This window comes from Pseudomonas sp. FDAARGOS_761 (genome assembly GCF_013343155.1).
GTDB classification, from domain to species: domain Bacteria; phylum Pseudomonadota; class Gammaproteobacteria; order Pseudomonadales; family Pseudomonadaceae; genus Pseudomonas; species Pseudomonas aeruginosa.
In genome coordinates this window covers 4,191,712-4,216,798 of record NZ_CP054572.1, presented here as the reverse complement: position 1 = coordinate 4,216,798, position 25,087 = coordinate 4,191,712, and the positions used below count along the sequence as shown (strand labels likewise).

Genomic DNA, 25,087 nt, shown 5'->3' with positions numbered 1-25,087 from the left:
ACCCCGCCATGGCGGGGTTTTTCATACCCGAACCTTCCCTCGGCCAGCCGGTCGCAGGTTGCGGAGGGTTCCTAAGGAGCGTGTGATGAAAGCCTGGCGTTGCCTGGTGGTCCTGAGTTTCCTGCTGTTGGGCGGTTGCCTGGTCACCTTCAAGGAGCCGATACCGCCGCGCGAGGCGGCGCCGAGCCACCTGCTCGGGACCTGGAGCCGCGAGAACGAGTGGAAGGAAGAACAATTCCTGGAGATCACCCGTTCCGGCAGCAATGTCTACCGCGCGGTCAGCTACGTGGACAGCAAGGACAATACCGAGAGCCTGGAGGACTACGGCTTCACCGTCTCCCACCAGGGCAAGCGCTGGTACCTGTCGGCCGGCCTGCCGAAGAGCCTGGGCGGCAACTTCGTCATCGCCGGCTTCGAGATCACCGACGGTGACGAGCTGGTAATCTACAACCTCGACGTCGAGCGCATCGTCGAGGACCTCGGCGCCGGCCAGCTCGACGGCGAGACCGTCGACAGCGAGCAGGGCAAGGGCGCGCTGGTGCGCAGCCCGTTGGAGAAGGTCTTCGCCTACCTGAACGATCCCGCCAACTCCGACGTGTTCGTCGAGGCCGCCCGCTTCCAGCGGGTCACCCAATGAGATTGCCGATGAGCCAGCGCAAGGCGCAGAACGACTACCAGAAGATCATCCGCTCCCTGTCCGATCGCATCGTCGAGGCGCAGACGCCGATCCGCGTGCTGGATGCGATCAAATGGGACGACGGGATCCGCCAGGACTTCCTCAAGGGCCGCGGCAAGCATGCGCCGAAGGTCGACCGCGGCTACTACGACAGCCGCCCGCTGGCCTTCGACGCCAGCGCCAAGAAGCAGGAATTCCAGAACATCGAGCGCGACATCACCCGCCAGTTGGGCCAGTTCAACCCGGTCGGGCAGATCATGCGGCGGATGTGCAAGGAATACCGGATGGTCATTCGCATGCTCGAGGCGCGCGGCACCCCGGACCTCGGGCTGATCTCCCAGGAACTCTACGGCTCGGCCTCGGACGCCTTCCATGCCGGCGATCCGACCCTGGCCGACCTCGGCCTGATGCTCTCCGACTACCTGAACAACATCGCCGACCGCGGCGATCTCAAGGACGAACCCAAGACCCTGACCGCCAAGGAGGTCGTGCCGATCCTCCAGGCGCGGCTGAACACCGTGTTCGGCGAGGAGGAGGGCACCATCCGCGTGTTCGAGTCCGACGGCATCGTCGCCGACGCGGCGGCCGGCGCCGACTACATCAAGGTACGCGCCGACGCCCTGTTCAACGAGCGCGACGTGCGCGCGCTGGAGGTCCACGAGGGCCTGGTGCACGTCGGCACCACCCTGAACGGCCTGAGCCAGCCGATCTGCACCTTCCTCGCCAAGGGGCCGCCGTCCTCCACCGTGACCCAGGAAGGCCTGGCGATCCTGATGGAGGTGATCGCCTTCGCCTCCTACCCGACCCGCCTGCGCAAGCTGACCAATCGCACCCGGGCGATCCACATGGCCGAGGAGGGCGCCGATTTCCTCGACGTGTTCCACTTCTACCGCGAGCAGGGCTACAGCCTGGAGGACAGCTACCAGAACGCCAGCCGGGTCTTCCGCGGCTCGACCCCGGATGGCCTGCCGTTCACCAAGGACCTGTCCTACCTGAAGGGCTTCATCCTCATCTATAACTACATCCAGCTCGCCGTGCGCAAGGGCAAGCTCGAACAGATCCCCCTGCTGTTCTGCGGCAAGACCACCCTGGAAGACATGCGCACCCTGCGCCAACTGGTGGACGAGGGCCTGGTGGCGCCGCCGAAATACCTGCCGCCGCAGTTCCGCGACCTCAACGCGCTGTCGGCCTGGATGTGCTTCTCGAACTTCCTCAACCACCTCAGCCTGGACCGCATCGAAGCGGACTACGCGAACATTCTCTGACCGCTCCCCGCCGTGCCGGTCTTTCCCGGTGCGCGCGGGCGGTCGGCCGGCAAGCAAGGAGAACGGCGATGGCCAGCCACGAACTCGACTACCGCATCCTCGGCGAATCCATGCAGACCGTGGAGATCGAACTCGACCCCGGGGAAACCGTGATCGCCGAGGCCGGGGCGATGAACTACATGACCGGCGACATCCGCTTCACCGCGCGGATGGGCGACGGCTCCGACGGCAGCCTGCTGGGCAAGCTGTGGAGCGCCGGCAAGCGCAAGCTCGGTGGCGAGTCGGTGTTCATGACCCACTTCACCAACGAAGGCCAGGGCAAGCAGCACGTGGCCTTTGCCGCGCCCTATCCGGGCAGCGTGGTGGCGGTGGACCTGGACGATGTCGGCGGGCGCCTGTTCTGCCAGAAGGACTCGTTCCTCTGCGCGGCCTATGGCACCCGGGTCGGCATCGCCTTCGCCAAGCGCCTGGGCGCCGGTTTCTTCGGCGGCGAGGGCTTCATCCTGCAGAAGCTCGAGGGCGATGGCCTGGTCTTCGTCCACGCCGGCGGTACGCTGATCCGCCGCCAGTTGAATGGCGAGACGCTGCGGGTCGACACCGGTTGCCTGGTGGCCTTCACCGACAGCATCGATTACGACGTACAACTGGCCGGCGGCCTGAAGAGCATGCTGTTCGGCGGCGAAGGATTGCTGCTGACCACCCTCAAGGGAAGCGGCACCGTCTGGCTGCAGAGCCTGCCGTTCTCGCGCCTGGCCGGGCGCATCTACGACGCCACCTTTCGCGCCCGCGAAGAGGTAAGGACCAACAACGGATGAAGCGCCTGCTGATCCCGCTGCTGGTACTCGGCGCGCTGTTCCTCGGTGGTTGCAGTTCGCTGCTGTTCTATCCCGAGCCGGTGGTGCAGATCACCCCGGCGCGCGCCGGGCTGGAGTACCGCGACGTCACCCTGACCACCGCCGACGGCGTGCGCCTGCGCGCCTGGTGGCTGCCGGCGAAGAAAGGCGTGCCGGTGAAAGGCACCGTGCTCTACCTGCACGGCAACGGCGGCAACCTGTCCTGGCACCTCGGCGGCACCTGGTGGCTGCCCGCCGAGGGCTACCAGGTGCTGATGCTCGACTATCGCGGCTACGGCCAGTCGGAGGGCGAGCCGGGACTGCCGGAGGTCTACCGCGACATCGACGCGGCGTTCGCCTGGCTCGACCAGGCGCCGGAGGTGAAGGGCACCGAGCGCGTGCTGCTGGGGCAGAGTCTCGGCGGCGCGCTGGCGATCCACTACCTGGTCGAGCATCCGCAGCGCCAGGGCCAGTTCAAGGCGCTGGTGTTCGACGGGGTACCGGCGAGCTACCGCGGCATCGCCCGGCACATGCTGGACGGTTCCTGGCTGACCTGGCCGCTGCAGGTGCCGCTGTCCTGGCTGGTGCCCGACGACGACAGCGCCATCCATTCGGTGGCGCGGCTTTCTGGCGCACCCATGCTGTTCTTTCACAGCATCGACGATACCATTGTGCCCCTCGAGAACGGCATCGCCCTGTACCGCCAGGCGCGGCCGCCGAAGGTCCTGCAACTGACCCGAGGCGGCCACGTGCAGACCTTCGCCGAAGCGACCTGGCAGGAAGTGATGCTGCGCTTCCTCGACGATCCCCATGGCTTCACCGGCCTGCGCCGGCTGGCCGAAATCCCGAACCGCGAATCCGCGAAACCCGAAGGCAATCCATGAGCGACCGTAACGTACTCCCCTGCATCCTGACCGGCATCGGTACCATCTTCGTCACCGTCGGCGTGCTCTGGTACTACGGCTACCTGCATTTCGCCAAGCCGCAGGACGCCCTGTTGCTGGCCGATTTCACCATGCTGAAGAGCCTGCCCGGCGAAGATGTGAAGCTGTCCCTGGAGCCGGCCAAGCAGGTCGCGCAGTGCATCGATGGCGTCCTGGTGCTGTTCGACACCGAGCAGAAGGGCCTTTCCGGCGTGCTGGTGGACAACAGGAAGCACGCCGTGCGCTGCGCCGGACAGGAAGTCCCGCAGGAAGTGAAATGACCGAGGTCCGCGTCTGGCAGGGGGACATCACCCGTCTTGCGGTGGATGCCATCGTCAACGCGGCGAACTCCTCGCTGCTCGGTGGGGGCGGGGTCGACGGCGCCATCCACCGCGCCGCCGGTGCCGAGCTGGTGGCGGCCTGCCGCCTGCTGCACGGTTGCAAGACCGGCGAGGCGAAGATCACCCGCGGGTTCCGTCTGCCGGCGGCCCACGTGATCCACACCGTCGGCCCGGTCTGGCGCGGCGGCGACAACGGCGAAGCGGAGCTGCTGGCCAGCTGCTACCGGCGCAGCCTGGCCCTGGCCGAGCAGGCCGGGGCGACCAGCGTCGCGTTCCCCGCCATCAGCTGCGGCATCTACGGCTATCCGTTGGAGCAGGCCGCGGCCATCGCCGTCGAAGAGGTCTGCCGGCAACGCCCGGCGCACAGCAGCCTGGAGGAAATCGTCCTGGTTGCCTTCGATAGCTCGATGGCCGAGCGCTACCAGCGCTTGCTCGGCGAGCGGCCTGTGGCCCGCTGATACCTGGAAAGCTCGGGCCACGCCCATGAAAAAGCCCCGCCGGATGGCGGGGCTTTTGGCTTCCGTAGGGCCTATCAGCCGCTGACGGAGGAGCGTGGCGCGACCGGCTTGGCGTCGTTGGAAATGGTGACTTCCACCCGACGGTTCATGGCACGGCCGGAGCTGGTGCCGTTGCTGGCCACCGGATATTCCTTACCGTAGCCACGGGTGGCTACGCGTTCCGGGCTGATGCCGCGGCTGAGCAGGGCCATGCGCACCGAGTCGGCACGACGCTCGGACAGGCGCTGGTTGTAGTTGGCGGAACCGGTGCTATCGGTGTAGCCCTCTACGATCACCTGGCGCTCCGGGTTCTGCTGGAGGAACTCGGCCAGTTGCTGGATGTTGCGCATGGCGCCGGGCTTCAGGTCGGACTTGTCGAGATCGAACAGAACGTCGCCGAAGGTCACCATGGTGCCGCGCGAGGTCTGCTTGGCATTCAGTTGGCTACGCAGCTTGTCCAGTTGCGCGGTGCGCGCGTCGAGGCGGGCCTGGGCGCGCTGGGCGGAGGCGTTCTGCAACTGCGCCTCGGCATTGCGCAGGACGATGGTCTGCTTGGCCAGTTCGATGCGCTGGTTGGTCAGGTAGGCCAGTTGGTCCACGTCGCGCTGGTCTTCGCCATCCTGGTAGGCCTTGTCGGCCTTGGCCAGCCAGTCGCCGGCGTCCTTGGTTTCCAGGGCCGCGACCTTGGTCGCGTCGGGCTGCGACTGCAGCGCGGAGAAGTTGCTGCGGGCCTGTTCCAGGTTGGCGTTCGGCGGCGTGGAGCAGGCGGCCAGCGCCAGGGCCAGCAGGGATACGGCGGGGAGGGCAATGTACTTACGCATAGGGGTCATCCTTAATCACGAATCGACGAAAGAAGGGCGGAATCCGGCTTAGTGCTGCGTATCGCGCATGCCTTCCTCACGCAGTTCCATGACGCCCTGCTGGGCATCCTTCACGGCTTTCTGCGCCTTGGCGGCCTGGGTCTTGCGCTCGGCGACCCGGGCGTCCCACTCGGCCTGCTGCGCCAGGCGCTTGGCCTGGTCGTATTCCTTGTCGTTCATGGCGATGCGCGCCTGGCTCAGCTTGTCCTGGGCGGACTTCATCTCGACCGGGGCATATTCCGGGCCGCCGGCGCTTACCGCGTTATTCACCGCGGACTCGGTCACGGCGAACTGCTCGGTCGGCGGGTTGCCGGCGCAGCCGGCCAGGACCAGGCTGCTGCCTACGGCCAGCAGGGCCAGCTTGAGGCCACGCAGGGAACCGGTGTGTTGCTTGCTCATCGCTTTTTGCTCCATGGGAAATTTCCTCTGACAGGGATGCTGATTCCTTGGCTTTCATCTCTGGCCATTACCGTGGGCGCGTTTCCGGCCCTCCGGTCTTTTCTTCCTGCTCACTGAGCAAGCCTCTGCCAGGCCTCTGTTTCAGGGGCTTGGCGATTGGCCATGTACTTTTAGTGACTCCCCCGCTGGTTCAGGGGTTCAAAAAAAAATCTGAAATTTTCTGACTGAACAGTCGGCTTCCGGTGTGGTCGCGGAACGCCGTCGCTCGTCATGAAAGCCCGTCGTACGGGGCTTTCGACCGTGAAGCGGGCAACCACGGCAGCGTTCCCAGCGGGTACGCCATCGCCTGCTTGTGCTTTTCCCAGGGCAGAAAAAAGCCCCACCTGAGTGGGGCTGGAGGAGGCCAGTGGGGCCTTTCAGAAACGCTTGCGCAACAGTCGCAGACCGTTGAACACCACCAGCAGGCTGGCGCCCATGTCGGCGAATACCGCCATCCACAGGGTGCCTTCGCCGGCCAGGGTAAGGGCGAGGAACACCGCCTTGATGCCCAGGGCCAGGGTGATGTTCTGGACCAGGATCGCGTGGGTGGTGCGCGACAGCCGGACGAATTGCGGCAACTTGCGCAAGTCGTCGTCCATCAGCGCGACGCCGGCGGTCTCGATGGCCGTGTCGGTGCCCGCCGCGCCCATGGCGAAGCCGATGTCGGCGCGGGCCAGGGCCGGCGCGTCGTTGATCCCGTCGCCGACCATGCCGACCCGCGAGCCGTCGGCCTGGCGCGCTTCCACTTCACGCAGCTTGTCCTCCGGCAGGAGGTTGCCGCGAGCTGCGTCGATGCCTACCTGGGCTGCGATGGCGGCTGCGGTGTGCGGGTTGTCGCCGGTGAGCATCAGGGTCTTCACGTCCAGCGCGTGCAGTTCGCGGATCGCCTCGCGGCTGCTGTCCTTGACCCCGTCGGCGACGGCGAACAGGGCCCGCACGCGCTGCGGGTCGCACAGCGCGATGACCGTCTTGCCCTGGCGCTCCAGGGCATCCAGGCGCTCTTCCAGGGCCGGCGAGCAGAGGCCCAGTTCCTCCACCAGGCGATGGTTGCCGAGGTGGTAGAGGACGCCGTCGATGCGTCCGCTGACGCCTCGTCCCGGCAGGGCGGCGAGGTCCTCGACCACGCCCAGGGCAAGGCCGTCCTCTTCCGCTGCGTTGGCCACGGCGCGCGATACCGGGTGGTCGGAACGCGCGGCCAGGCTGGCGGCGAGCAGGCGCGCATCCGTCCCGTCAGCCTCCGCGATCGGCAGGTAGTCGGTCTGTTGCGGTTTGCCATGGGTGATGGTGCCGGTCTTGTCGAGGGCGACCCAGGACAGCTTGCGCCCGAGTTCGAGGAACACCCCGCCCTTGATCAGGATGCCCAGGCGCGCAGCGGCGGAAAGGCCGCTGACGATGGTCACCGGGGTGGAGATCACCAGCGCGCAGGGACAGGCGATCACCAGCAGCACCAGGGCGCGGTAGATCCAGTCCAGCCAGGCGCCGCCGAACAGCAGCGGCGGCAGCACCGCGGTGGCGAGGGCGATGAGGAATACCACCGGGGTGTAGACGCGGGCGAAACTGTCGACGAAACGCTGGGTCGGTGCGCGGGAACCCTGGGCTTCCTCCACGGCGTGGATGATCCGGGCCAGGGTGCTGTCGTCGGCGCGGCGGGTGACGCGGTACTCCAGCGCGCCCTCGCCGTTGATGCTGCCGGCGAACACCGGCTCGCCGACCTCCTTCTCCACCGGCAGGCTTTCGCCGGTGATCGGCGCCTGGTTGACGCTGGAGCGGCCGCTGGTCACCTCGCCGTCGAGGGCGATGCGTTCGCCGGGCTTCACGCGCACGGTGGCTTCCAGTTCCACTTGCTTGGCCGGCAGCTCCTTCCATTCGCCGCCGACCAGTACCGTGGCCTGTTCCGGAGCCAGTTGCAGCAGGCCGCGGATGGCGTTGCGCGCGCGATCCAGGGACTTCGCCTCGATCAGCTCGGCGATGGCGAACAGCACGCTGACCATCGCCGCTTCCGGCCACTGGCCGATGAGCACGGCGCCGGTCACGGCGATGCTCATCAGGGCGTTGATGTTCAGGTTGCGGTTCTTCAGGGCGATCCAGCCCTTGCGGTAGGTCGGCAGGCCGGCGCCGAGGATGGCCAGCAGGGCGAGGCCGGCGACCACCCAGTCCGGCGCCAGGCCGAACCATTCGACGATCTCCGAGGCCAGCGCCATCGCGCCGGCCAGGGCCAGCGGCCACCAGGGTTTCGCCGGCGCTTGCGAGGGGCCGTCGGTATTTTCGCCGGCATCCAGCGGCACCGCTTGCATGCCGAGGCCGGCGATCAGCTTCTGCAGCGGCTCGACGCTGTCGAAGCGATGCTGGACGCGCAGCAGGCGCTGCATCAGGTTGAATTCCAGCGACTCCACTGCCGGCTGGCGACCGAGGGCGTCGCGGATCAGGCGTTCCTCGGTCGGGCAGTCCATCGCTTCGATGCGCAGGTCGCTCCAGCGCAACTCGGCGTTGCCGGCCAGGGTTCCGATGGCGGCCACCGCCGGGCGAGGCGCGTGGCGGTGCCCATGATCATGTCCGTGACCGTGACAGCAAGTGTCGGCGTGTTCGTGGCTCATGGAAACAATTCCCGTTTGACGTGTTGGGTGCGATTGCACACCCTGTAGCAACTACAGAGTCAAGCGGTACTGCCAATTCGGGTAGCCGCGTCGGCGATTGGAGGAGGGTTGGCATGAAGATCGGTGAGCTGGCGAAGAGAACCGGTTGCCCGGTGGAGACCATCCGCTACTACGAGCGCGAAGGACTGTTGCCCGAGCCCGCGCGTAGCGAAGGCAACTATCGGCAATACACCCTGGCGCACGTCGAGCGCCTGTCGTTCATCCGTCACTGCCGCTCGCTGGACATGACCCAGGAGGAAATCCGTACCCTGCTGGCGTTGCGCGACCGTCCCGAGGCGGATTGCGGCACCGCCAACCGGCTGATCGACGAGCACCTGCATCACGTCGAGGTGCGCATCGCCGAACTCCAGGCATTGCGCGAGCAACTGCAGGATCTCGGCTCACGCTGTACGGTCGCCGGCAACAGCCAGGCCTGCGGCATCCTCCGCGAACTGGAGCAGCCCGCGCCGCTGTCGCCTATCCCCGAGGAATGCGCCGAGGCCGGGCACATGCACGTTCCCGGCGTGCACCGCCGGCATGGCTGAAGTCGCGCTCAGTGACTGGAGGTGTCCTGTTGCGCGACCAGTTCGTGCAGGTACTTGCGCGAGAGCGACAGGAAGCGTGGGGTAGGGCCGACATCCTCATAGAGCGGATCGCCCTGTTCGTCGGTGGCCACCACCTGACTCCCCTTCACGTAGGGAAAGCTCGCCTCCAGTTCTTCCAGGGCGGCGCCGACCAGCTCGCCCAGTAGTTCCTCGACGCTGCGCCGCGGATACATCTCGTGCAGCGCGGCGAGGCGCGCGGCGCTTTCGACGTCCAGCGGGATGCTGTAGTGGTTGCGGGCCATGCGGCCCTTGGCGGTGTGTTCCCAATGGCGGACAAGCTCACGGATCTTCATGCTGACCTCTTCAGCCCGGTCGTGGCGGGCGTGTTGGGGGTGCCCTCGTGGGGCCGTGCCTCGGTGCGGGCACTTCCTTCAGACTAGACCCGATCGGCGCCGGCAGCCTCGCTTCCGGCCCGGCGGCGCCGTACTGGCACCCTGCGGGCTTGTAAGCGCGGGGGCGCCTGAGCCAAGCTGGTTTCCCACCCGCAGTGGAGACAGGTCATGCCGGAAATCGATGCGCGCCTGCGCGAGGACGTCCACCAACTGGGCGAATTGCTCGGCGACACCATCCGCGAGCAGTACGGCCCGCGGTTCCTCGACAAGATCGAGCTGATCCGCAAGGGCGCCAAGGCTGCCCGCCGCGGTTCCGCGGAGGGCGCCCAGCAGCTCACCGCCACCCTCGACGGGCTCGAGGAAGACGAACTGCTGCCGGTGGCGCGGGCCTTCAACCAGTTCCTCAACCTGGCCAATATCGCCGAGCAATACCTCCGTATCCGCCGGCGCCGGCCGAACGAGCCGGAACCCTTCGAGAACCTGGTGCTGGAAGAGCTGCTGGGGCGTCTCAAGGACGCCGGGCATGCCCCCGGGCAACTGGCTCGCCAGCTCGCCGGGCTGGAGATCGAACTGGTGCTGACCGCCCATCCCACCGAGGTGGCGCGGCGCACGCTGATCCAGAAATACGATGCGATCACCGCGCAGCTGGCGGCCAAGGACCATGCCGACCTGCTGCCGGAGGAGCGCAGTCGCATCCAGCAGCGCCTGCAGCGGCTGGTGGCCGAGGCCTGGCATACCGACGAGATCCGCAAGGTCCGGCCGACCCCTGTGGACGAGGCGAAATGGGGCTTCGCGGTGATCGAGCATTCTCTCTGGCAGGCCTTGCCGAACGTCCTTCGGCACGTCGACGAGGTACTCCTGCGCAGCACCGGCGAACGCCTGCCGTTGACCGCCGCGCCGCTGCGCTTCGCGTCCTGGATGGGGGGCGACCGCGACGGCAATCCCAACGTCACCGCCAGCGTGACCCGCGAGGTCCTGCTGCTGGCGCGCTGGATGGCCGCCGACCTGTACCTGCGCGATATCGACCGACTGGCCGCCGAGCTGTCCATGCAGCAGGCCTCGCCGCAGCTGCTGGCGCGGGTCGGCGATAGCGCCGAGCCCTATCGCGCCCTGCTCAAGCAATTGCGCGAGCGCCTGCGCGTGACCCGCAACTGGACCCACCAGGCCCTGGCCGGCGAGGTGCCGGCCGCGGAGGGCGTCCTGGAGCACAACCGCGACCTGGTCGAGCCGCTGCAACTGTGCCACGAGTCGCTGCACGCCTGCGGCATGGGCGTGATCGCCGATGGCGCGTTGCTCGACTGCCTGCGCCGCGCCGCCACCTTCGGCCTGTTCCTGGTGCGCCTGGACGTGCGCCAGGACTCAAGCCGCCATGCCGCCGCGCTGAGCGAGATCACCGAGTACCTGGAACTGGGCAGCTACGACGAGTGGGACGAGAAGACCCGCCTGGAATTCCTTCTCGAGGAACTGAACAGCCGCCGCCCCCTGCTGCCGGCGCACTACCAGCCTTCGGCGGATACCGCCGAGGTGCTCGCCACCTGCCGGGCGATCGCCGCCGCACCACCGGCGTCGCTGGGTTCCTACGTGATCTCGATGGCCGGCCAGCCGTCCGACGTGCTGGCGGTGCAACTGCTGCTCAAGGAAAGCGGCGTCGACTGGCCGATGCGCGTGGTGCCGCTGTTCGAGACCCTCGACGACCTGGACAACGCCGGCCCCTGCATGGAGCGCCTGCTGACGCTGCCGGGCTACCGTTCGCGGCTCTCCGGGGTGCAGGAAGTGATGATCGGCTACTCCGATTCGGCCAAGGACGCCGGTACTCTCACGGCGGCCTGGGCGCAGTACCGGGCGCAGGAGAAACTGGTGGAGATCTGCCGCCAGCACGAGGTCGAGCTGCTGCTCTTCCATGGCCGCGGCGGCACCGTCGGCCGCGGCGGCGGGCCGGCCCACGCGGCGATCCTGTCGCAGCCACCGGGTTCGGTGGCCGGGCGCTTCCGGGTCACCGAACAGGGCGAGATGATCCGCTTCAAGTTCGGCTTGCCGGACATCGCCGAACAGAACCTCAATCTCTACCTCGCCGCGGTGCTGGAGGCGACCCTGATGCCGCCGCCGGCTCCCGAGCCGGCCTGGCGCGCGCAGATGGACCGCCTGGCGAAGGACGCGCTGCTGGCCTACCGCAGGGTGGTGCGCGACGATCCGCAGTTCGTCGAGTATTTCCGCCTGGCCACGCCCGAGCAGGAACTGGGCCGTCTGCCGCTGGGCAGCCGCCCGGCCAAGCGCCGCGAAGGCGGGGTGGAGAGCCTGCGGGCGATTCCCTGGATCTTCGCCTGGACCCAGACGCGCCTGATGCTGCCGGCATGGCTTGGCTGGGAGACCGCCTTGCTGAACGCCATCGAGCGTGGCGAGGGCGCGCTGCTCGGGCAGATGCGCGAGCGATGGCCGTTCTTCACCACCCGCATCGACATGCTGGAAATGGTCCTGGCCAAGGCCGACGCGGATATCGCGCGGCTCTACGACGAACGTCTAGTGCCGCTCGAGCTGCGTCCGCTGGGGCGTCGTTTACGCGACCTATTGTCGCAGGCGGTGCGCCTGGTGCTGGGACTGACCGGGCAGTCGCTGCTGCTCGCCCACGCCAGCGAGACCCGCGAGTCGATCAGCGTGCGCAACAGCTATCTAGACCCGCTGCACCTGCTCCAGGCTGAGCTTCTGGCCCGTTCGCGGCGCTGCCGGGGAGACGCCTGCGGCGGCCTGGAGCAGGCGCTGCTGGTGACGGTCGCGGGGGTCGCCGCCGGACTGCGCAACACCGGATGAGGGAAGGCGGGGGGCAACTTTCGGTGTCTTGTGCGGTGGGGGGGCGCTGTGTATCTTGGACAGCCTTTTCGGCGCCATACAGTGCCGTTTCCTGCAAATACGAGATTGGCCCCACGAGGCGGATCCAGACTTTCGCTTACCAATTCTAAGGAGCATATCGATGCGTGTGATTCTGCTCGGGGCACCCGGTGCCGGCAAAGGCACCCAGGCACGGTTCATCACCGAGAAGTTCGGCATTCCGCAGATCTCCACCGGCGACATGCTGCGCGCCGCAGTCAAGGCCGGCAGCCCGCTCGGCCAGCAGGTGAAAGGCGTGATGGACAGCGGCGGCCTGGTATCCGACGACATCATCATCGCCCTGATCAAGGAACGCATCACCGAGGCCGATTGCGCCAAGGGCTTCCTGTTCGACGGCTTCCCGCGGACCATCCCGCAGGCCGAAGCGCTGAAGGACGCCGGCGTGACCATCGACCATGTGGTCGAGATCGCCGTCGACGACGAGGAGATCGTGTCGCGTATCGCCGGTCGTCGCGTGCATCCGGCCTCCGGCCGCGTGTACCACACCGAGCACAACCCGCCGAAGGTCGCCGGCAAGGACGACGTTACCGGCGAAGAGCTGATCCAGCGCGAGGACGACAAGGAAGAGACCGTGCGTCACCGCCTGTCGGTCTACCATTCGCAGACCAAGCCGCTGGTCGACTTCTACCAGAAGCTGTCGGCCGCCGAAGGCACCCCGAAATACCACAGCATCGCCGGCGTCGGCTCGGTCGAGCAGATCACCGCGAAAGTGCTTTCGGCCCTGAGCTGATCCGCAGCGCTGTAGCACCGACGGCCCGCTTGCGGGCCGTCGGCGTTTCCGGGGCGGAGAAGGCTGGTACAATCGGCGTCTTTTTCACCACGCGGAACCGTCGATGTCCACTCTGTTGGCCCTGGATACCTCCACCGAAGCCTGCTCCGTCGCCCTGCTCCACGAGGGGCGGGCGCTCAGTCACTACGAGGTGATCCCGCGCCTGCACGCCCAGCGCCTGCTGCCGATGGTCCGCGACCTGCTCGACGAGGCCGGCGTCGCCCTGTCCGCGGTGGACGCCATTGCTTTCGGGCGCGGTCCGGGCGCCTTCACCGGCGTGCGCATCGCCATCGGCGTGGTCCAGGGTCTGGCCTTCGCCCTGCAGCGCCCGGTACTGGCGGTCTCCGACCTGGCGATCCTGGCCCAGCGGGCCTACCGCGAGCAGGGTGCGGAGCGGGTCGCCGCGGCCATCGACGCGCGGATGGACGAGGTCTACTGGGGTTGCTACCAGTTGCAACAGGGCGAGATGCGCCTGGCCGGCAGCGAAGCGGTACTGCCGCCCGAGCGGGTCGCCGTACCGTGGGACGCCGCTGCCGCGGATTGGTTCGGCGCCGGCACCGGCTGGGGCTACGTCGAGCGCATGCCGCAGCGCCCGGCCGCGCTGGACGCGAGCCTGCTGCCGCATGCCGAGGACTTGCTCAGCCTGGCCGGCTTCGCCTGGGCGCGCGGCGAAGGCGTGGAGGCGGAACAGGCGCTGCCGGTGTACCTGCGCGACAACGTGGCGACGCCGAAAAAAACGCCCTGAAAATGCCGCGCAGCGGTAATTGCCAAGCCTTTCGGGGCTGGCTAGAGTGTGGAGACTTCCCCGGGTTTTGATCATGCGTATCGACGGACTTTCTTCCTCTTCGTTGCCGCTGGAGCGCAGCGCCCGACCGGGCTCCGCGGTCACGCCGTATCGCGACGTGCAGCGCGAGGTCGAGGCGCGGCGCGAGCAGCCGGCGCCGGTTTCCGGCAGCCAGGGCTTCGAGCAGGCGCCGCAGGCGCGCAAGGTCCAGGCCAGTTCGGCGGGCGGCGACAGCCTGCCGGTGAGCGCCCGCGACCTGCTGGCGTTCCAGCGCCCGGTAAGCAGCCATGCGGCGATGGCCCTGGCCAGCTACAACTCCACCGCCAGCCTCAACATCGACGCCGGCGCCGAGGATGTCCTCGGCCTCGACCTCTACGCCTGAGCGGCTCTGCGCGCTCCCGTGGTTTCCCTTCCTTATTTCCTCGGTTGTCCATCCTGGAACGAGGCGGCCTGGCGCGGCAGCTTCTATCCGCGCGAATTGCGTTCCGCCGACTACCTCGGACACTACGGCGGCATCTTCAACGCGGTCGAGGGCAATACCACCTTCTATGCCCGGCCTTCGGCGGAAACCGTGCGGCGCTGGGCCGAGACGATGCCGGCGGGGTTCCGCTTCTGTGCCAAGTTTCCCCGCGATATCAGTCACGAAGGCGACCTGCGCGAACGGCTCGGGGCCGCCGGCGACTTCCTCGAGCTGCTGGCGCCGCTTGGCGAAAGGGTCAGCCCGCTGTGGCTGCAACTGTCGGCGGCGTTCACCCCGCAGCGCCTGGGCGAACTGCTGTATTTCCTCGATGAGCTGAGTCCGCGACGGATTGCCGTGGAAGTACGCCACCCGGCGTTCTTCGATAAAGGCGAGGACGAGCGCCTGCTCAACCGCCACCTGCGCGAGCGTGGCGTGGAGCGCATCTGCCTGGATTCGCGGGCGCTGTTCAGTTGCCGTTCGGACGATCCGGCGGTGCTCCACGCCCAATCGAAGAAGCCGCGCCTGCCGATCCGTCCGGCGGCCTTCAGCGATACGCCGCAGGTGCGTTTCATCGGCGGTCCCGACCTGCCGGCCAATGAGGTGTTCCTTTTGCCTTGGGTCGACAAGGTGGCCGACTGGATCGAGGCCGGCCTGACTCCATACGTATTCCTGCATACCCCCGACAATCACCTGGCGGCCCAGCAGGCCCAGCGTTTCCATGCCCTGCTGCGCCAGCGGCTGCCAGGCTTGCCGACGCTACCCGAGCCGATCCCGGCCCCGGAAGTGGAGCAACTGGGCCTGCTCTGAGCCGGTGCTCGACGCTCCGCCGGCCTGCGCCTAGGCTAGGGAGTCCTTTCCCCGCCACGGAGCCCGCCGCCATGACCAGCCAACGCCAACGCGCCGAACGTTTCCGCGATCTGCACCAGGGGCCCGGCATGCTGGTCCTGCCCAATCCCTGGGATGCCGGTTCGGCGAAGATGCTCGCCAGCCTCGGCTTCGACGCCCTTGCCACTACCAGCGCCGGCCTGGCGTTCTCTCTGGGCCGGCGCGATGCGGAAGGCGCGGTGAGCCGGACCGAGGCGCTGGAAAACGCCCGGGCGATCGTCGCCGCCACCGATCTGCCGGTCGCCGCCGACCTGGAAAACGGCTACGGCGATGCTCCGCAAGACTGCGCCACGACCATCCGCCTGGCCGCCGAGGCCGGCCTGGTCGGTGGTTCCATCGAGGATGCCAGCGGGCGCGCCGGACAGCCCATCTATGAGTTCTCCGCCGCGCTGGAGCGGGTCGCTGCCGCGGTCGAGGCGGCCCGTGCGTTGCCATTCCCGTTCACCCTCTGCGCCCGCGCGGAGAATTTCCTGCATGGTCGCGAGGATCTCGACGACACCCTGCGGCGCCTGCGCGCCTATGCCGATGCCGGCGCCGATGTGCTCTACGCGCCTGGCTTGAACCGCCGCGAACAGATCGTCGCGGTGCTCGAAGCGGTGGCACCGAAGCCGGTCAACGTACTGGTCGGTTCGCCGCGCCTGGAGCTGTCGCTGGACGAGCTGGAAGCCCTCGGCGTCAAGCGCGTGAGCCTGGGCTCGAACCTTGCCCGGGTCGCCTTCGGCGCTTTCCATGAGGCGGCGCAGGCGCTGGCGCGGCGCGACCTGGAAGCGACCCGTGCGGCGATGCCTTTCGACCGTATCAACGACCTGTTCCGCTGAACCCGTGCGCCGCCTGGCCTGGTTGCTGCCATTGCTGCTGCTGGCGGGGGCCGTCGGCGCCCTGCGCTACCAGTGGCTCGATCTGCCGGCGCGCTGGAATCCCTGGCTGCCGCTGGACGTGCGCGAACCGCCGAACCTGCTGACCCGCTACAAGCTATGGCGCCTGGCCGACGACCGGAGCCTCTGTGACGCCGCCCTGGCCACCTCGCAACTGCGCTACCAGCGGGTCGCCGACGATCCGCCATCGGCTACCTGCCCGTTGAGCAACAGCCTGCGCGTGCGTGGGGCGGCATTGGAGTTGAGCAGCAGCTTCCTCGCCAGTTGCCCGTTGGCAGTGAGCTATGCATTGTTCGAGCGCCACGTGCTGCAACCGGCAGCCCTGGATATCTATGGCCAGCCGCTGACGCGGGTCGAGCATATCGGCAGCTTCGCCTGCCGCAACGTCTACAACCGCGAGAACGGCCGGCGCAGCCAGCATGCTTCGGCCAATGCCCTGGACATCAGCGGCTTCCGCCTGGCCGGCGGGAGGCGAATCCGCCTGGCCACGGACTGGGCCGACCAGGGCGCCGACGGGCGCTTCCTGCGCCGCGTGCGGGACGGCGCCTGCGCCAGTTTCAATGCGGTGCTGGGGCCCGACTACAATGCCGCCCACCGGGATCACTTCCACCTCGACATGGGCCTATGGAAGGTCTGCCGGTGAGCGCGCGCGGGCCAACTCTGGCAAAATCCGCGCTTTCCACGACGATTGCCCGACCATGACCGATTCCACCGCTCCTCGCCTGCATGTCCAAGCCCTGTCCGCCGATTGCGCCGAGGCTGCGCGGCGCTGGGCGGAGCGGCTCGGCCTGCCGTTGGCGGCGGACGACGAGGCGGAGTTCGCCGTGCAGGTCGGCGAGCAGGGCTTGCAGGTCTTGCAACTGGGGCCGGACTCCCCCGGTCCGGTGCGGGTCGATTTCGTCGAAGGCGCCAGCGCCCACCGGCGCAAGTTCGGCGGCGGCAGCGGGCAGATGATCGCCAAGGCGGTCGGCGTCCAGCCAGGCATCCGCCCGCGCGTCCTGGATGCCACGGCCGGCCTGGGCCGGGATGGGTTCGTCCTCGCTAGCCTGGGTTGCGAGGTAACCCTGGTCGAGCGCCAGCCGCTGATCGCCGCCCTGCTCGAGGATGGCCTGGAGCGCGCCGGGCGCGATCCCGACGTGGCGCCGATCGCCGCGCGGATGCGTCTGCTCGGCGGCAACTCGGCGGACCTGATGCGCGCCTGGGACGGCGAGGTGCCGCAGGTGGTCTACCTCGACCCGATGTTTCCCCATCGCGACAAGAGCGCATTGGTGAAGAAGGAAATGCGTCTGTTCCGGCCGCTGGTGGGCGACGATCTCGACGCTCCGGCGCTGTTGCAGGCGGCCCTGGCCCTGGCCAGCCACCGGGTGGTGGTGAAGCGCCCGCGCAAGGCGCCGATCATCGAAGGGCCCAAGCCCGGCTATAGCCTGGAAGGCAAGTCCAGCCGCTACGACATCTATCCGAAGAAGGCCCTGGGCAAGGGCTGAGTGTCGACACCGCAGGGAGGCGGCGAGCATGCAGCAGACCATCGATTGTCCGATTCGCCGGCGCCTGGCGCACCTGCCCTGGGCCAACGACGGGCGTGCCGGCGCCCGCCACTGGCTGGAGATGCAGCGCGATCCGCTGGCCTGGTTGCAGAAGATGCACGTCGCGCAGCCGGACCTCGCGGTCGCCCGCATGGGCCCGCAGCGCCTCTGGTGCCTGTTCCATCCGCAGGCGGTGCAGGAATTGATGGTCGATCGCCGCGATGACCTGCAACGCTGGCAGCCGGCGCTGTGCATGCTGAAACAGTGGAACGGGCGCAGCTTCATGATGCGTGAGGGCGCCCCCGCCCAGGCCCGGCGCAAGGAGGTACGGCCGCACCTGGCGCCGCCGCCGGCCAGCGAGGTTCGCCGCCTGGCCGCGGAGTGGAGCGAGCGGGTGGAGGAGGGGCGCGAATACGACCTCGACCTGGAAATGGCTGCGTTCAGCGTCACCCTCAGCGGTCACGCGCTGTTCGACGTCGACCTGCAACCGTCGGCCTATCGGATCGCCAAGGCGGTGCGCCTGCTGTCGCGGGTGGCATTGCTGGAAATGAGCACCGGCCTGCCGCTGGGCCACTGGTTCCCGAGCAAACTGTGTCCGCGCAAGCGCTGGGCGCTGGGCCAGTTGCGCGAGGCGGTGGGCGAGGTGGCGGAGCGCTCGCCGCGGCCGCTGGCGGACCTACGCGATGAACTCTGCACCCTGCTCATGGCGTCCCACCAGTCCACTGGAGTGACCCTGACCTGGAGCCTGTTGCTGCTGGCCCAGCGTCCCGAGTTGCTCGCGCGGCTACGCGCCGAGCTGGCGGGAGTGAATTGGACGGCGATCCGCTCGGTCGCCGACCTGCGCGATTGCGCGCTGCTCAGGGCGGTCCTGCAGGAGTGCCTGCGCCTGTACCCGCCGGCCTACGGCCTGGCGCCGCGGCAGGTGACGGCGGACATCGAGGTGTTCGGCCAGCGGCTGAAGCGCGGCGACGTGACCATGGTCTCGAGCTGGATCACCCAGCGCGATCCCCGTTGGTTCGAGGCGCCGCTGGAGTTCCGTCCCGAGCGCTTCCTCGAACCGGCGCGCTGGCCGCGTGGCGCCTACTTCCCCTTCGGCCTCGGCGACCGCGCTTGCCCCGGCACCGCGATGGCGATGATCGATCTGGCGGCGGCGCTGGCCTACTGGGTCGAGCACTGGGACATCATGCACGACGGCGACCTGGCGCCGCGCGGCTGGTTTTCCCTGCGTCCGCAGCGAGCGCGGGTGCGTTTCCGCCGTCGCGCCTGAGCCGCGTCAGCCGCCCGCGGCGAAGGCGCGCAGGAACAGCGCCACCACTTCTTCCACGTGCCGCTCGCCTTCGGCCTCGTCCAGCGGTTCGGCGCAGCCGATCAACAGACGGTAATTGGCGCAGCCCTTGACCAGCATGAAGAAGTGTTCGGCGGCGTGGCGCGCGTCCGGGAACGCCAGCTTGCCGCTGCGGCGGGCCTGCTCGAGGAGGCGTTCCATCTCGTCGATCACCTGCTTCGGCCCGGCCTCGAAGAACAGCTCGGAAAGCTTGGGGTTCTGCCCGGCCTGCGCGGCCATCAGGCGGGTCAGGGCGATCGCCTCGTGGCTGTTGATCAGCCGGTGGAAGCCGCGGGCGATATTCAGCAGGACCTTTTCCAGCGGCGCGCCTTCGGCCAGCTGGAAGTACAGGGCGGGAAGCTGCTCGGCGCACTTGGCCTTCACCGCTTCGCTGAACAGGGTTTCCTTGTCGGTGAAGTGGCTGTAGACGGTGAGCTTGGAAACGCCGGCTTCCGAGGCGATGGCTTCCATGCTGCTGCCGTCGTAGCCGTTGCAGAGGAACAGGCGCTTGGCCGCCTCGAGAATGGCTTCCCGTTTGGCCGGGTCCTTGGGCCGGCCGGGACCGACGGAGGAGGTGGGTTCTGACATGCGCTTATACAATTGAAATACTGGACTGATGGGTTCTGTATTTTTACTATACCGCCCAGTATAAGAACTCGAACGCAGTTTGCGGAAGGTGTCACATGTACCGCCATATCCCGCTCGTCGCCCTGTCCCTGCTTTCCTCCCTGTTCCTCGCCGCCTGCGGCAACGGCACGCCGCCGCCAGCCGCGGCGCGTCCGGCGATCGTCGTCCAGCCCCAGCCGGCGGGGGAGGTGAGCCAGGCCTTTCCCGGCGAGATCCGCGCCCGCCACGAGCCGGAGCTGGCCTTCCGCATCGGCGGCAAGGTCATCCGCCGGCTGGTGGAAGTCGGCGAGCGGGTGAAGAAGGACCAGCCCCTGGCCGAACTCGATCCCCAGGACGTGCGCCTGCAACTGGAGGCGGCGCGGGCCCAGGTCAGTGCCGCCGAGGCCAATTTGCAGACCGTGCGCGCCGAGTACCGGCGCTACCGCACCTTGCTCGACCGCAACCTGGTCAGCCATTCCCAGTTCGAGAACATCCAGAACAGCTACCGCGCCGGCGAGGCGCGGTTGAAGCAGATCCGCGCCGAATTCAACGTCGCCGACAACCAGGCCGGCTACGCCGTGCTGCGCTCGCCCCAGGATGGCGTGATCGCCAGCCGGCGCGTCGAGGTGGGCCAGGTGGTGGCGGCCGGGCAGACGGTCTTCAGCCTGGCCGCCGACGGCGAGCGCGAGGTGCTGATCGGCCTGCCGGAACACAGCTTCGAACGTTTCCGCATCGGCCAGCCGGTGTCGGTCGAACTCTGGTCGCAACGCGACAGACGCTTTGCCGGGCATATCCGCGAGCTTTCGCCCGCGGCCGATCCGCAATCGCGTACCTTCGCCGCCCGGGTGGCCTTCGACGACCGCGCGACTCCGGCCGAACTGGGCCAGAGCGCGCGGGTCTACGTCGCCGCCGCCGAGGCGGTGCCGTTATCGGTTCCCTTGTCGGCGCTGACCGCAGAGGCCGGCCAGGCGTTCGTCTGGGTGGTCGAACCGGGCAGCTCGACCCTGCGCCGGCAGCCGGTGCGCACCGGTCCCTATGCCGAGGACCGTGTGCCGGTGCTCGAAGGCCTGAAGGCTGGCGACTGGGTGGTGGCCACCGGGGTCCAGGTGCTTCGCGAAGGGCAGCAGGTGCGTCCGATCGACCGGGCCAACCGCACGGTGAAACTGGCGGCCAAGGAGTAGTCGCATGTCCTTCAACCTTTCCGCCTGGGCGTTGCAGAATCGCCAGATCGTCCTGTACCTGATGATCCTGCTTGGCGCGGTTGGCGCGCTGTCCTACAGCAAGCTGGGGCAGAGCGAAGACCCGCCGTTCACCTTCAAGGCCATGGTGGTGCAGACCAACTGGCCGGGTGCCAGCGCCGAAGAGGTGGCCCGGCAGGTCACCGAGCGTATCGAGAAGAAGCTGATGGAAACCGGCGACTACGATCGCATCGTGTCCTTCTCCCGCCCCGGCGTCTCGCAGGTGACCTTCATGGCCCGCGAGGACATCCATTCCAGCGAGATCCCCGAACTCTGGTACCAGATCCGCAAGAAGATCAGCGACATTCGCGCCACCTTGCCGCAAAGCATCCAGGGCCCGTTCTTCAACGACGAGTTCGGCACCACCTACGGCAACATCTATGCGCTCACCGGCAAGGGCTTCGACTATGCGGTGATGAAGGACTATGCCGACCGCCTGCAACTGCAATTGCAGCGGATCAGGAACGTCGGCAAGGTCGAGCTGATCGGCCTGCAGGACGAGAAGATCTGGATCGACCTGTCCAACACCAAGCTGGCCACCCTCGGCCTGCCCCTGGCGGCGGTACAGAAGGCGCTGGAGGAACAGAACGCGGTGGCCTCCTCCGGGTTCTTCGAGACCGCCAGCGACCGCGTGCAGTTGCGCGTTTCCGGGCGTTTCGATTCGGTGGAGGAGATCCGCGACTTCCCCATCCGCGTCGGCGACCGCACCTTCCGCATCGGCGACGTGGCCGAGGTTCGCCGCGGCTTCAACGATCCGCCGGCGCCGCGCATGCGCTTCATGGGCGAGGACGCCATCGGCCTGGCGGTAGCGATGAAGCCGGGCGGCGACATCCTGGTGCTGGGCAAGGCCCTGGAAACCGAGTTCGCCCGCCTGCAGCAGTCGCTGCCGGCCGGACTGGAACTGCGCAAGGTGTCCGACCAGCCGGCGGCGGTACGTACCGGGGTCGGCGAGTTCATCCGGGTGCTGGCCGAGGCGCTGGTGATCGTCCTGCTGGTGAGCTTCTTCTCCCTCGGCCTGCGCACCGGCCTGGTGGTGGCGCTGTCGATCCCGCTGGTGCTGGCGATGACCTTCGCCGCCATGCATTACTTCGGCATCGGCCTGCACAAGATTTCCCTCGGCGCCCTGGTGCTGGCGCTGGGATTGCTGGTGGACGACGCGATCATCGCGGTGGAGATGATGGCGGTGAAGATGGAGCAGGGCTACGACCGCCTCAAGGCGGCCAGCTTCGCCTGGACCAGCACCGCCTTCCCGATGCTCACCGGCACCCTGATCACCGCCGCCGGCTTCCTGCCGATCGCCACCGCGCAGTCCGGCACCGGCGAATACACCCGCTCGCTGTTCCAGGTGGTGACCATCGCCCTGGTGGTCTCCTGGTTCGCCGCGGTGGTCTTCGTTCCCTACCTGGGGGCCAAGCTGCTGCCGGACCTGGCCAGGCTGCACGCGCAGAAGCACGGCGGCAGCGCCGACGGCTACGATCCCTATGCAACGGCCTTCTACCAGCGTTTCCGGCGCCTGGTGGAGTGGTGCGTGCGCTACCGCAAGACGGTGATCGTCCTGACCCTCGCCGCCTTCGTCGGCGCGCTGCTGCTGTTCCGCCTGGTGCCGCAGCAGTTCTTCCCGCCCTCGGCGCGCCTGGAGCTGCTGCTGGACATCAAGCTGGCCGAGGGCGCCTCGCTGCGCTCGACCGGCGAGGAAGTCCAGCGCCTGGAAAAAATGCTGCAGGGCCATGACGGCATCGACAATTACGTGGCCTACGTCGGCACCGGCTCGCCCCGCTTCTACCTGCCGCTGGACCAGCAGTTGCCGGCGGCCAGCTTCGCCCAGGTGGTGGTGCTGGCCAAGGACCTGGAGAGCCGCGAGGCGCTGCGCAAGTGGCTGATCGAGCGGATGAACGAGGACTTCCCGCACCTGCGCAGCCGCATCAGTCGCCTGGAGAACGGGCCGCCGGTGGGCTATCCGGTGCAGTTCCGGGTTTCCGGCGAGGACATCCCGCAGGTTCGCGAACTGGCGCGCAAGGTCGCCGACAGGATGCGCGAGAACCCGCACGTGGTGAATGTGCACCTGGATTGGGAAGAGCCGAGCAAGGTGGTGTACCTGAGCATCGACCAGGAGCGCGCCCGTGCCCTGGGGGTGAGCACCGCCAGCTTGTCGCAGTTCCTGCAGAGCGCGCTGACCGGTTCGCATGTGAGCTTCTTCCGCGAAGACAACGAGCTGATCGAGATCCTCCTGCGCGGCACCGAGCAGGAGCGTCGCGACCTGTCGTTGCTGCCGAGCCTGGCGGTGCCGACCGAGAATGGCCGGAGCGTGGCGCTGTCGCAGATCGCCACGCTCGAATACGGTTTCGAAGAGGGCATCATCTGGCACCGCAACCGCCTGCCGACGGTCACCGTGCGCGCCGATATCTACGACGATTCGCTGCCGGCGACCCTGGTCGCGCAGATCGCCCCGACCCTGGAACCGATCCGCGCCGAGCTGCCGGACGGCTACCTGCTGGAGGTGGGCGGAACGGTGGAGGACGCGGCGAAGGGCCAGAGTTCGGTGAACGCCGGCGTGCCGCTGTTCATCGTGGTGGTGTTGAGCCTGCTGATGGTGCAGTTGCGCAGCTTCTCGCGGATGGCGATGGTATTCCTCACCGCACCGCTGGGCCTGATCGGCGTGACCCTGTTCCTGCTGCTGTTCCGCCAGCCGTTCGGCTTCGTGGCGATGCTCGGGACCATCGCCCTGGCCGGCATGATCATGCGCAACTCGGTGATCCTGGTGGACCAGATCGAACAGGACATCAGCCATGGACTGGATCGCTGGCACGCCATCATCGAGGCTACCGTGCGGCGTTTCCGGCCCATCGTGCTGACCGCGCTGGCGGCGGTGCTGGCGATGATCCCGCTGTCGCGCAGCGTGTTCTTCGGGCCGATGGCGGTGGCGATCATGGGCGGGCTGATCGTCGCCACCGTGCTCACCCTGCTGTTCCTGCCGGCGCTCTATGCCGCCTGGTTCCGTGTGAAGAAGGACGAGGCGCGGGCCTGACGGGAGAAGGGGACGGGGCGATCGCGCCCCGTCCGTCGACTCACCTGGCCGCGCCGAAGACCTTCTTGGCCAGGCTGGTGGCGGCCGCCGCCGGGTTCTGGCGGATGCTCTTCTCCTGCTTGGCGATCATCTCGAAGAGCCCGTCGAGGGCCTGTTCGGTGACATAGCCCTCGACGTTGGCGCTCTTCGCATCGACCACTCCAAGGGTCGCCGCCTGGCTGGCGAAGGCGTTGTACTGCTTGACCAGGCCGACCTCGTCGGTGGCCTGCTTGACGATCGGCAGGAACTTCGCGCGCAGCTGTTCGCGGCTGGACTTGTCCAGGTATTCGGTGGCGGCGTCGTCACCGCCCTTGAGGATGCCCTTGGCGTCGGCCACGGTCATCTTCTTCACCGCCTCCACCAGCAGGCCCTGGGCCTGCGGCACGGCAGCCTCGGCGGCGCGGTTCATGCTCGCCTCGAGCTGGTCGACCTGGGCGCCCATGCCGAACTGCTTCATCAGCTTCGCCGCCTTGCCCAGCTTGCCGGGCAGTTCGATGCGCACGTCCGGGTTGTTGTTGAAGCCGCCCGGCTGGCCAAGCTGGCGGACGGCGATCTGCGCGCCCTGGGTCAGGGCGTCCTTCAGGCCGCTGGAGGCGTCGTTCTGCGACAGGTCGGCGAGGGACAGGGCGAGGGCGTTGGCCGAGAGTAGCAGGCCGGCGCAGAGGGCAGTGAGTCGGAACATGACAGCGTCCTTGATGTGGAACGTACGGGGTATCCGGCCGCTCGTCGTGAGGTGGATCGGCAACCGGTAGCGAATAGGAGGTGGAGTGTACTGGAGGGAACCGCCGGTTCGCACCGGCGGCATGCCGCGGTGTGCTTCAGCGCGCCGATTCGACCTGCACGCGATAGGGCTGCGGGTCGCTGCCGTCGAGTTTCACCGAGTGGCGGGTGGTGTTGATGAACAGCAAGCGGCCGTTCAGCTCGATGCGCGCGCTCACCGCGTAGCTGTGGCCCGGCTTGACCTGCTTCGGGTCGTACTCCAGGTGGAACGCCAGCGGCACCTGGCTGGTGATCTCGCGGGTCTGGCTGGCCAACTGCACCGAAGGGGCGTCGGCCAGGGACACGTCTTCCAGGCTCACGCTCAGGCGCGCCGAGGGCGGCAGGGCGATACGCTCGCGGTAGAAGACCTCACCATCGAAGCTGGCGTTCGAAGTCGATTGCTGGGTACCGCAGCCGGCGAGGATGCTGGCGGCGAGCAGCAATGGCAGTTTTTTCATGGGAGCCTCCTTTCAGACGGAACAAAAAACGAGCGGGCCTCTGACCCGGGAAACCA

The 25,087-nt window shown here is 67.9% G+C and carries 25 protein-coding genes; 18 read left to right on the top strand and 7 right to left on the bottom strand.

All coding sequences use genetic code 11. From position 1 onward, the window contains the following. Positions 1-85: 85 nt before the first annotated feature. The 6 genes from FOC67_RS19620 (at position 86) to FOC67_RS19595 (ending at position 4,496) form a co-directional block, all read left to right on the top strand. On the top strand, positions 86-637 hold the full coding sequence (locus tag FOC67_RS19620; protein ID WP_003129900.1) for a hypothetical protein: 552 nt from the start codon (positions 86-88) through the stop codon (positions 635-637). Positions 638-645: 8 nt separating this feature from the next. Beyond that, on the top strand, positions 646-1,941 hold the full coding sequence (locus FOC67_RS19615) for a flavohemoglobin expression-modulating QEGLA motif protein (protein ID WP_003092515.1): 1,296 nt from the start codon (positions 646-648) through the stop codon (positions 1,939-1,941). 68 nt (positions 1,942-2,009) lie between these two features. Next, the gene (locus FOC67_RS19610; protein WP_009313518.1) at positions 2,010-2,756 is read left to right on the top strand and encodes a TIGR00266 family protein; all 747 of its coding nucleotides are present in this window, start codon (positions 2,010-2,012) and stop codon (positions 2,754-2,756) included. Then, positions 2,753-3,658 (top strand): alpha/beta hydrolase, encoded by a 906-nt coding sequence (locus FOC67_RS19605; protein WP_003110625.1) that lies wholly within the window; start codon positions 2,753-2,755, stop codon positions 3,656-3,658. The genes FOC67_RS19610 and FOC67_RS19605 overlap by 4 nt, the downstream gene beginning before the upstream one ends. After that, a complete protein-coding gene (locus FOC67_RS19600; protein WP_003092509.1) occupies positions 3,655-3,978 on the top strand; it encodes a hypothetical protein in 324 nt (107 codons plus the stop codon). Before FOC67_RS19605 ends, FOC67_RS19600 begins: the two co-directional genes overlap by 4 nt. Next, on the top strand, positions 3,975-4,496 hold the full coding sequence (locus FOC67_RS19595; protein ID WP_003110623.1) for an O-acetyl-ADP-ribose deacetylase: 522 nt from the start codon (positions 3,975-3,977) through the stop codon (positions 4,494-4,496). Before FOC67_RS19600 ends, FOC67_RS19595 begins: the two co-directional genes overlap by 4 nt. 74 nt (positions 4,497-4,570) lie before the next feature. Here the strand turns inward: FOC67_RS19595 and FOC67_RS19590 are convergent, their stop codons facing one another. From FOC67_RS19590 to FOC67_RS19580, 3 genes are all read right to left on the bottom strand, one after another. Beyond that, on the bottom strand, positions 4,571-5,356 hold the full coding sequence (locus FOC67_RS19590) for an OmpA family protein (RefSeq protein ID WP_003092499.1): 786 nt from the start codon (positions 5,354-5,356) through the stop codon (positions 4,571-4,573). Positions 5,357-5,404: 48 nt separating this feature from the next. After that, positions 5,405-5,809 (bottom strand): DUF4398 domain-containing protein, encoded by a 405-nt coding sequence (locus FOC67_RS19585; protein ID WP_003092495.1) that lies wholly within the window; start codon positions 5,807-5,809, stop codon positions 5,405-5,407. Positions 5,810-6,210: 401 nt separating this feature from the next. Further along, entirely contained in the window at positions 6,211-8,427 is a 2,217-nt protein-coding gene (locus FOC67_RS19580; protein WP_003117471.1) for a heavy metal translocating P-type ATPase, read from the bottom strand. 113 nt (positions 8,428-8,540) lie between these two features. Between FOC67_RS19580 and cadR the strand changes: the two genes are divergently transcribed. Continuing rightward, positions 8,541-9,011, top strand: a complete 471-nt coding sequence (gene cadR, locus FOC67_RS19575; RefSeq protein ID WP_003092490.1) for a Cd(II)/Pb(II)-responsive transcriptional regulator — start codon at positions 8,541-8,543, stop codon at positions 9,009-9,011. Between the two features lie 8 nt (positions 9,012-9,019). Here cadR and FOC67_RS19570 read toward each other — a convergent pair whose 3' ends face one another. Next, complete coding sequence (locus FOC67_RS19570; RefSeq protein WP_003092488.1) at positions 9,020-9,364, bottom strand: hypothetical protein; 345 nt, start codon at positions 9,362-9,364, stop codon at positions 9,020-9,022. A 207-nt stretch (positions 9,365-9,571) separates the two neighbouring features. Here FOC67_RS19570 and ppc point away from each other — a divergent pair, with 207 nt between their 5' ends. From ppc to FOC67_RS19525, 9 genes are all read left to right on the top strand, one after another. Then, positions 9,572-12,208, top strand: a complete 2,637-nt coding sequence (ppc, locus tag FOC67_RS19565) for a phosphoenolpyruvate carboxylase (protein WP_009313519.1) — start codon at positions 9,572-9,574, stop codon at positions 12,206-12,208. A gap of 160 nt (positions 12,209-12,368) precedes the next feature. Next, positions 12,369-13,016, top strand: a complete 648-nt coding sequence (gene adk, locus FOC67_RS19560) for an adenylate kinase (RefSeq protein ID WP_003092485.1) — start codon at positions 12,369-12,371, stop codon at positions 13,014-13,016. A 103-nt stretch (positions 13,017-13,119) separates the two neighbouring features. Further along, a complete protein-coding gene (tsaB, locus tag FOC67_RS19555) occupies positions 13,120-13,800 on the top strand; it encodes a tRNA (adenosine(37)-N6)-threonylcarbamoyltransferase complex dimerization subunit type 1 TsaB (RefSeq protein WP_003110619.1) in 681 nt (226 codons plus the stop codon). 73 nt (positions 13,801-13,873) lie between these two features. After that, a complete protein-coding gene (locus FOC67_RS19550) occupies positions 13,874-14,221 on the top strand; it encodes a hypothetical protein (protein WP_003098661.1) in 348 nt (115 codons plus the stop codon). 18 nt (positions 14,222-14,239) lie between these two features. After that, a complete protein-coding gene (locus tag FOC67_RS19545; RefSeq protein ID WP_003092480.1) occupies positions 14,240-15,106 on the top strand; it encodes a DUF72 domain-containing protein in 867 nt (288 codons plus the stop codon). 71 nt (positions 15,107-15,177) lie between these two features. Beyond that, on the top strand, positions 15,178-16,002 hold the full coding sequence (locus tag FOC67_RS19540; RefSeq protein ID WP_003129903.1) for an isocitrate lyase/phosphoenolpyruvate mutase family protein: 825 nt from the start codon (positions 15,178-15,180) through the stop codon (positions 16,000-16,002). A gap of 4 nt (positions 16,003-16,006) precedes the next feature. Then, positions 16,007-16,702, top strand: a complete 696-nt coding sequence (locus tag FOC67_RS19535; RefSeq protein WP_003092475.1) for an extensin family protein — start codon at positions 16,007-16,009, stop codon at positions 16,700-16,702. A 55-nt stretch (positions 16,703-16,757) separates the two neighbouring features. Continuing rightward, the gene (locus tag FOC67_RS19530) at positions 16,758-17,543 is read left to right on the top strand and encodes a class I SAM-dependent methyltransferase (protein ID WP_009313520.1); all 786 of its coding nucleotides are present in this window, start codon (positions 16,758-16,760) and stop codon (positions 17,541-17,543) included. Between the two features lie 28 nt (positions 17,544-17,571). Continuing rightward, positions 17,572-18,849 carry a cytochrome P450 gene (locus FOC67_RS19525; protein WP_003137978.1) on the top strand — a complete coding sequence of 426 codons (1,278 nt, stop codon included), beginning with the start codon at positions 17,572-17,574 and terminating at the stop codon, positions 18,847-18,849. Positions 18,850-18,855: 6 nt separating this feature from the next. Here the strand turns inward: FOC67_RS19525 and mexL are convergent, their stop codons facing one another. Beyond that, a complete protein-coding gene (gene mexL / locus FOC67_RS19520) occupies positions 18,856-19,494 on the bottom strand; it encodes an efflux system transcriptional repressor MexL (RefSeq protein ID WP_003098648.1) in 639 nt (212 codons plus the stop codon). 95 nt (positions 19,495-19,589) lie between these two features. Between mexL and mexJ the strand changes: the two genes are divergently transcribed. After that, positions 19,590-20,693, top strand: a complete 1,104-nt coding sequence (gene mexJ, locus FOC67_RS19515) for a multidrug efflux RND transporter periplasmic adaptor subunit MexJ (protein ID WP_003129909.1) — start codon at positions 19,590-19,592, stop codon at positions 20,691-20,693. 4 nt (positions 20,694-20,697) lie between these two features. Further along, a complete protein-coding gene (gene mexK / locus FOC67_RS19510; protein ID WP_003129911.1) occupies positions 20,698-23,775 on the top strand; it encodes a multidrug efflux RND transporter permease subunit MexK in 3,078 nt (1,025 codons plus the stop codon). 40 nt (positions 23,776-23,815) lie between these two features. Here mexK and FOC67_RS19505 read toward each other — a convergent pair whose 3' ends face one another. Together FOC67_RS19505 and FOC67_RS19500 are read right to left on the bottom strand one after the other, a co-directional pair. Then, positions 23,816-24,496, bottom strand: coding sequence for a DUF4197 domain-containing protein (locus tag FOC67_RS19505; protein ID WP_003111961.1), 681 nt, complete (start codon positions 24,494-24,496; stop codon positions 23,816-23,818). Positions 24,497-24,632: 136 nt separating this feature from the next. Beyond that, positions 24,633-25,031, bottom strand: a complete 399-nt coding sequence (locus tag FOC67_RS19500) for a YbaY family lipoprotein (RefSeq protein WP_003119337.1) — start codon at positions 25,029-25,031, stop codon at positions 24,633-24,635. Positions 25,032-25,087 lie beyond the last annotated feature (56 nt).

Coding starts and splice junctions, on each gene's coding strand:
- FOC67_RS19610 (WP_009313518.1), top strand. CDS start 2,010: ATGGCCAGCCACGAACTCGACTACCGCATCCTCGGCGAATCCATGCAG.
- FOC67_RS19600 (WP_003092509.1), top strand. CDS start 3,655: ATGAGCGACCGTAACGTACTCCCCTGCATCCTGACCGGCATCGGTACC.
- FOC67_RS19595 (WP_003110623.1), top strand. CDS start 3,975: ATGACCGAGGTCCGCGTCTGGCAGGGGGACATCACCCGTCTTGCGGTG.
- FOC67_RS19500 (WP_003119337.1), bottom strand. CDS start 25,031: ATGAAAAAACTGCCATTGCTGCTCGCCGCCAGCATCCTCGCCGGCTGC.
- adk (WP_003092485.1), top strand. CDS start 12,369: ATGCGTGTGATTCTGCTCGGGGCACCCGGTGCCGGCAAAGGCACCCAG.
- FOC67_RS19605 (WP_003110625.1), top strand. CDS start 2,753: ATGAAGCGCCTGCTGATCCCGCTGCTGGTACTCGGCGCGCTGTTCCTC.
- FOC67_RS19540 (WP_003129903.1), top strand. CDS start 15,178: ATGACCAGCCAACGCCAACGCGCCGAACGTTTCCGCGATCTGCACCAG.
- FOC67_RS19570 (WP_003092488.1), bottom strand. CDS start 9,364: ATGAAGATCCGTGAGCTTGTCCGCCATTGGGAACACACCGCCAAGGGC.
- FOC67_RS19585 (WP_003092495.1), bottom strand. CDS start 5,809: ATGGAGCAAAAAGCGATGAGCAAGCAACACACCGGTTCCCTGCGTGGC.
- FOC67_RS19580 (WP_003117471.1), bottom strand. CDS start 8,427: ATGAGCCACGAACACGCCGACACTTGCTGTCACGGTCACGGACATGAT.
- FOC67_RS19530 (WP_009313520.1), top strand. CDS start 16,758: ATGACCGATTCCACCGCTCCTCGCCTGCATGTCCAAGCCCTGTCCGCC.
- FOC67_RS19550 (WP_003098661.1), top strand. CDS start 13,874: ATGCGTATCGACGGACTTTCTTCCTCTTCGTTGCCGCTGGAGCGCAGC.
- FOC67_RS19615 (WP_003092515.1), top strand. CDS start 646: ATGAGCCAGCGCAAGGCGCAGAACGACTACCAGAAGATCATCCGCTCC.
- tsaB (WP_003110619.1), top strand. CDS start 13,120: ATGTCCACTCTGTTGGCCCTGGATACCTCCACCGAAGCCTGCTCCGTC.
- cadR (WP_003092490.1), top strand. CDS start 8,541: ATGAAGATCGGTGAGCTGGCGAAGAGAACCGGTTGCCCGGTGGAGACC.
- FOC67_RS19590 (WP_003092499.1), bottom strand. CDS start 5,356: ATGCGTAAGTACATTGCCCTCCCCGCCGTATCCCTGCTGGCCCTGGCG.
- FOC67_RS19525 (WP_003137978.1), top strand. CDS start 17,572: ATGCAGCAGACCATCGATTGTCCGATTCGCCGGCGCCTGGCGCACCTG.
- ppc (WP_009313519.1), top strand. CDS start 9,572: ATGCCGGAAATCGATGCGCGCCTGCGCGAGGACGTCCACCAACTGGGC.
- mexJ (WP_003129909.1), top strand. CDS start 19,590: ATGTACCGCCATATCCCGCTCGTCGCCCTGTCCCTGCTTTCCTCCCTG.
- FOC67_RS19505 (WP_003111961.1), bottom strand. CDS start 24,496: ATGTTCCGACTCACTGCCCTCTGCGCCGGCCTGCTACTCTCGGCCAAC.
- mexL (WP_003098648.1), bottom strand. CDS start 19,494: ATGTCAGAACCCACCTCCTCCGTCGGTCCCGGCCGGCCCAAGGACCCG.
- mexK (WP_003129911.1), top strand. CDS start 20,698: ATGTCCTTCAACCTTTCCGCCTGGGCGTTGCAGAATCGCCAGATCGTC.
- FOC67_RS19620 (WP_003129900.1), top strand. CDS start 86: ATGAAAGCCTGGCGTTGCCTGGTGGTCCTGAGTTTCCTGCTGTTGGGC.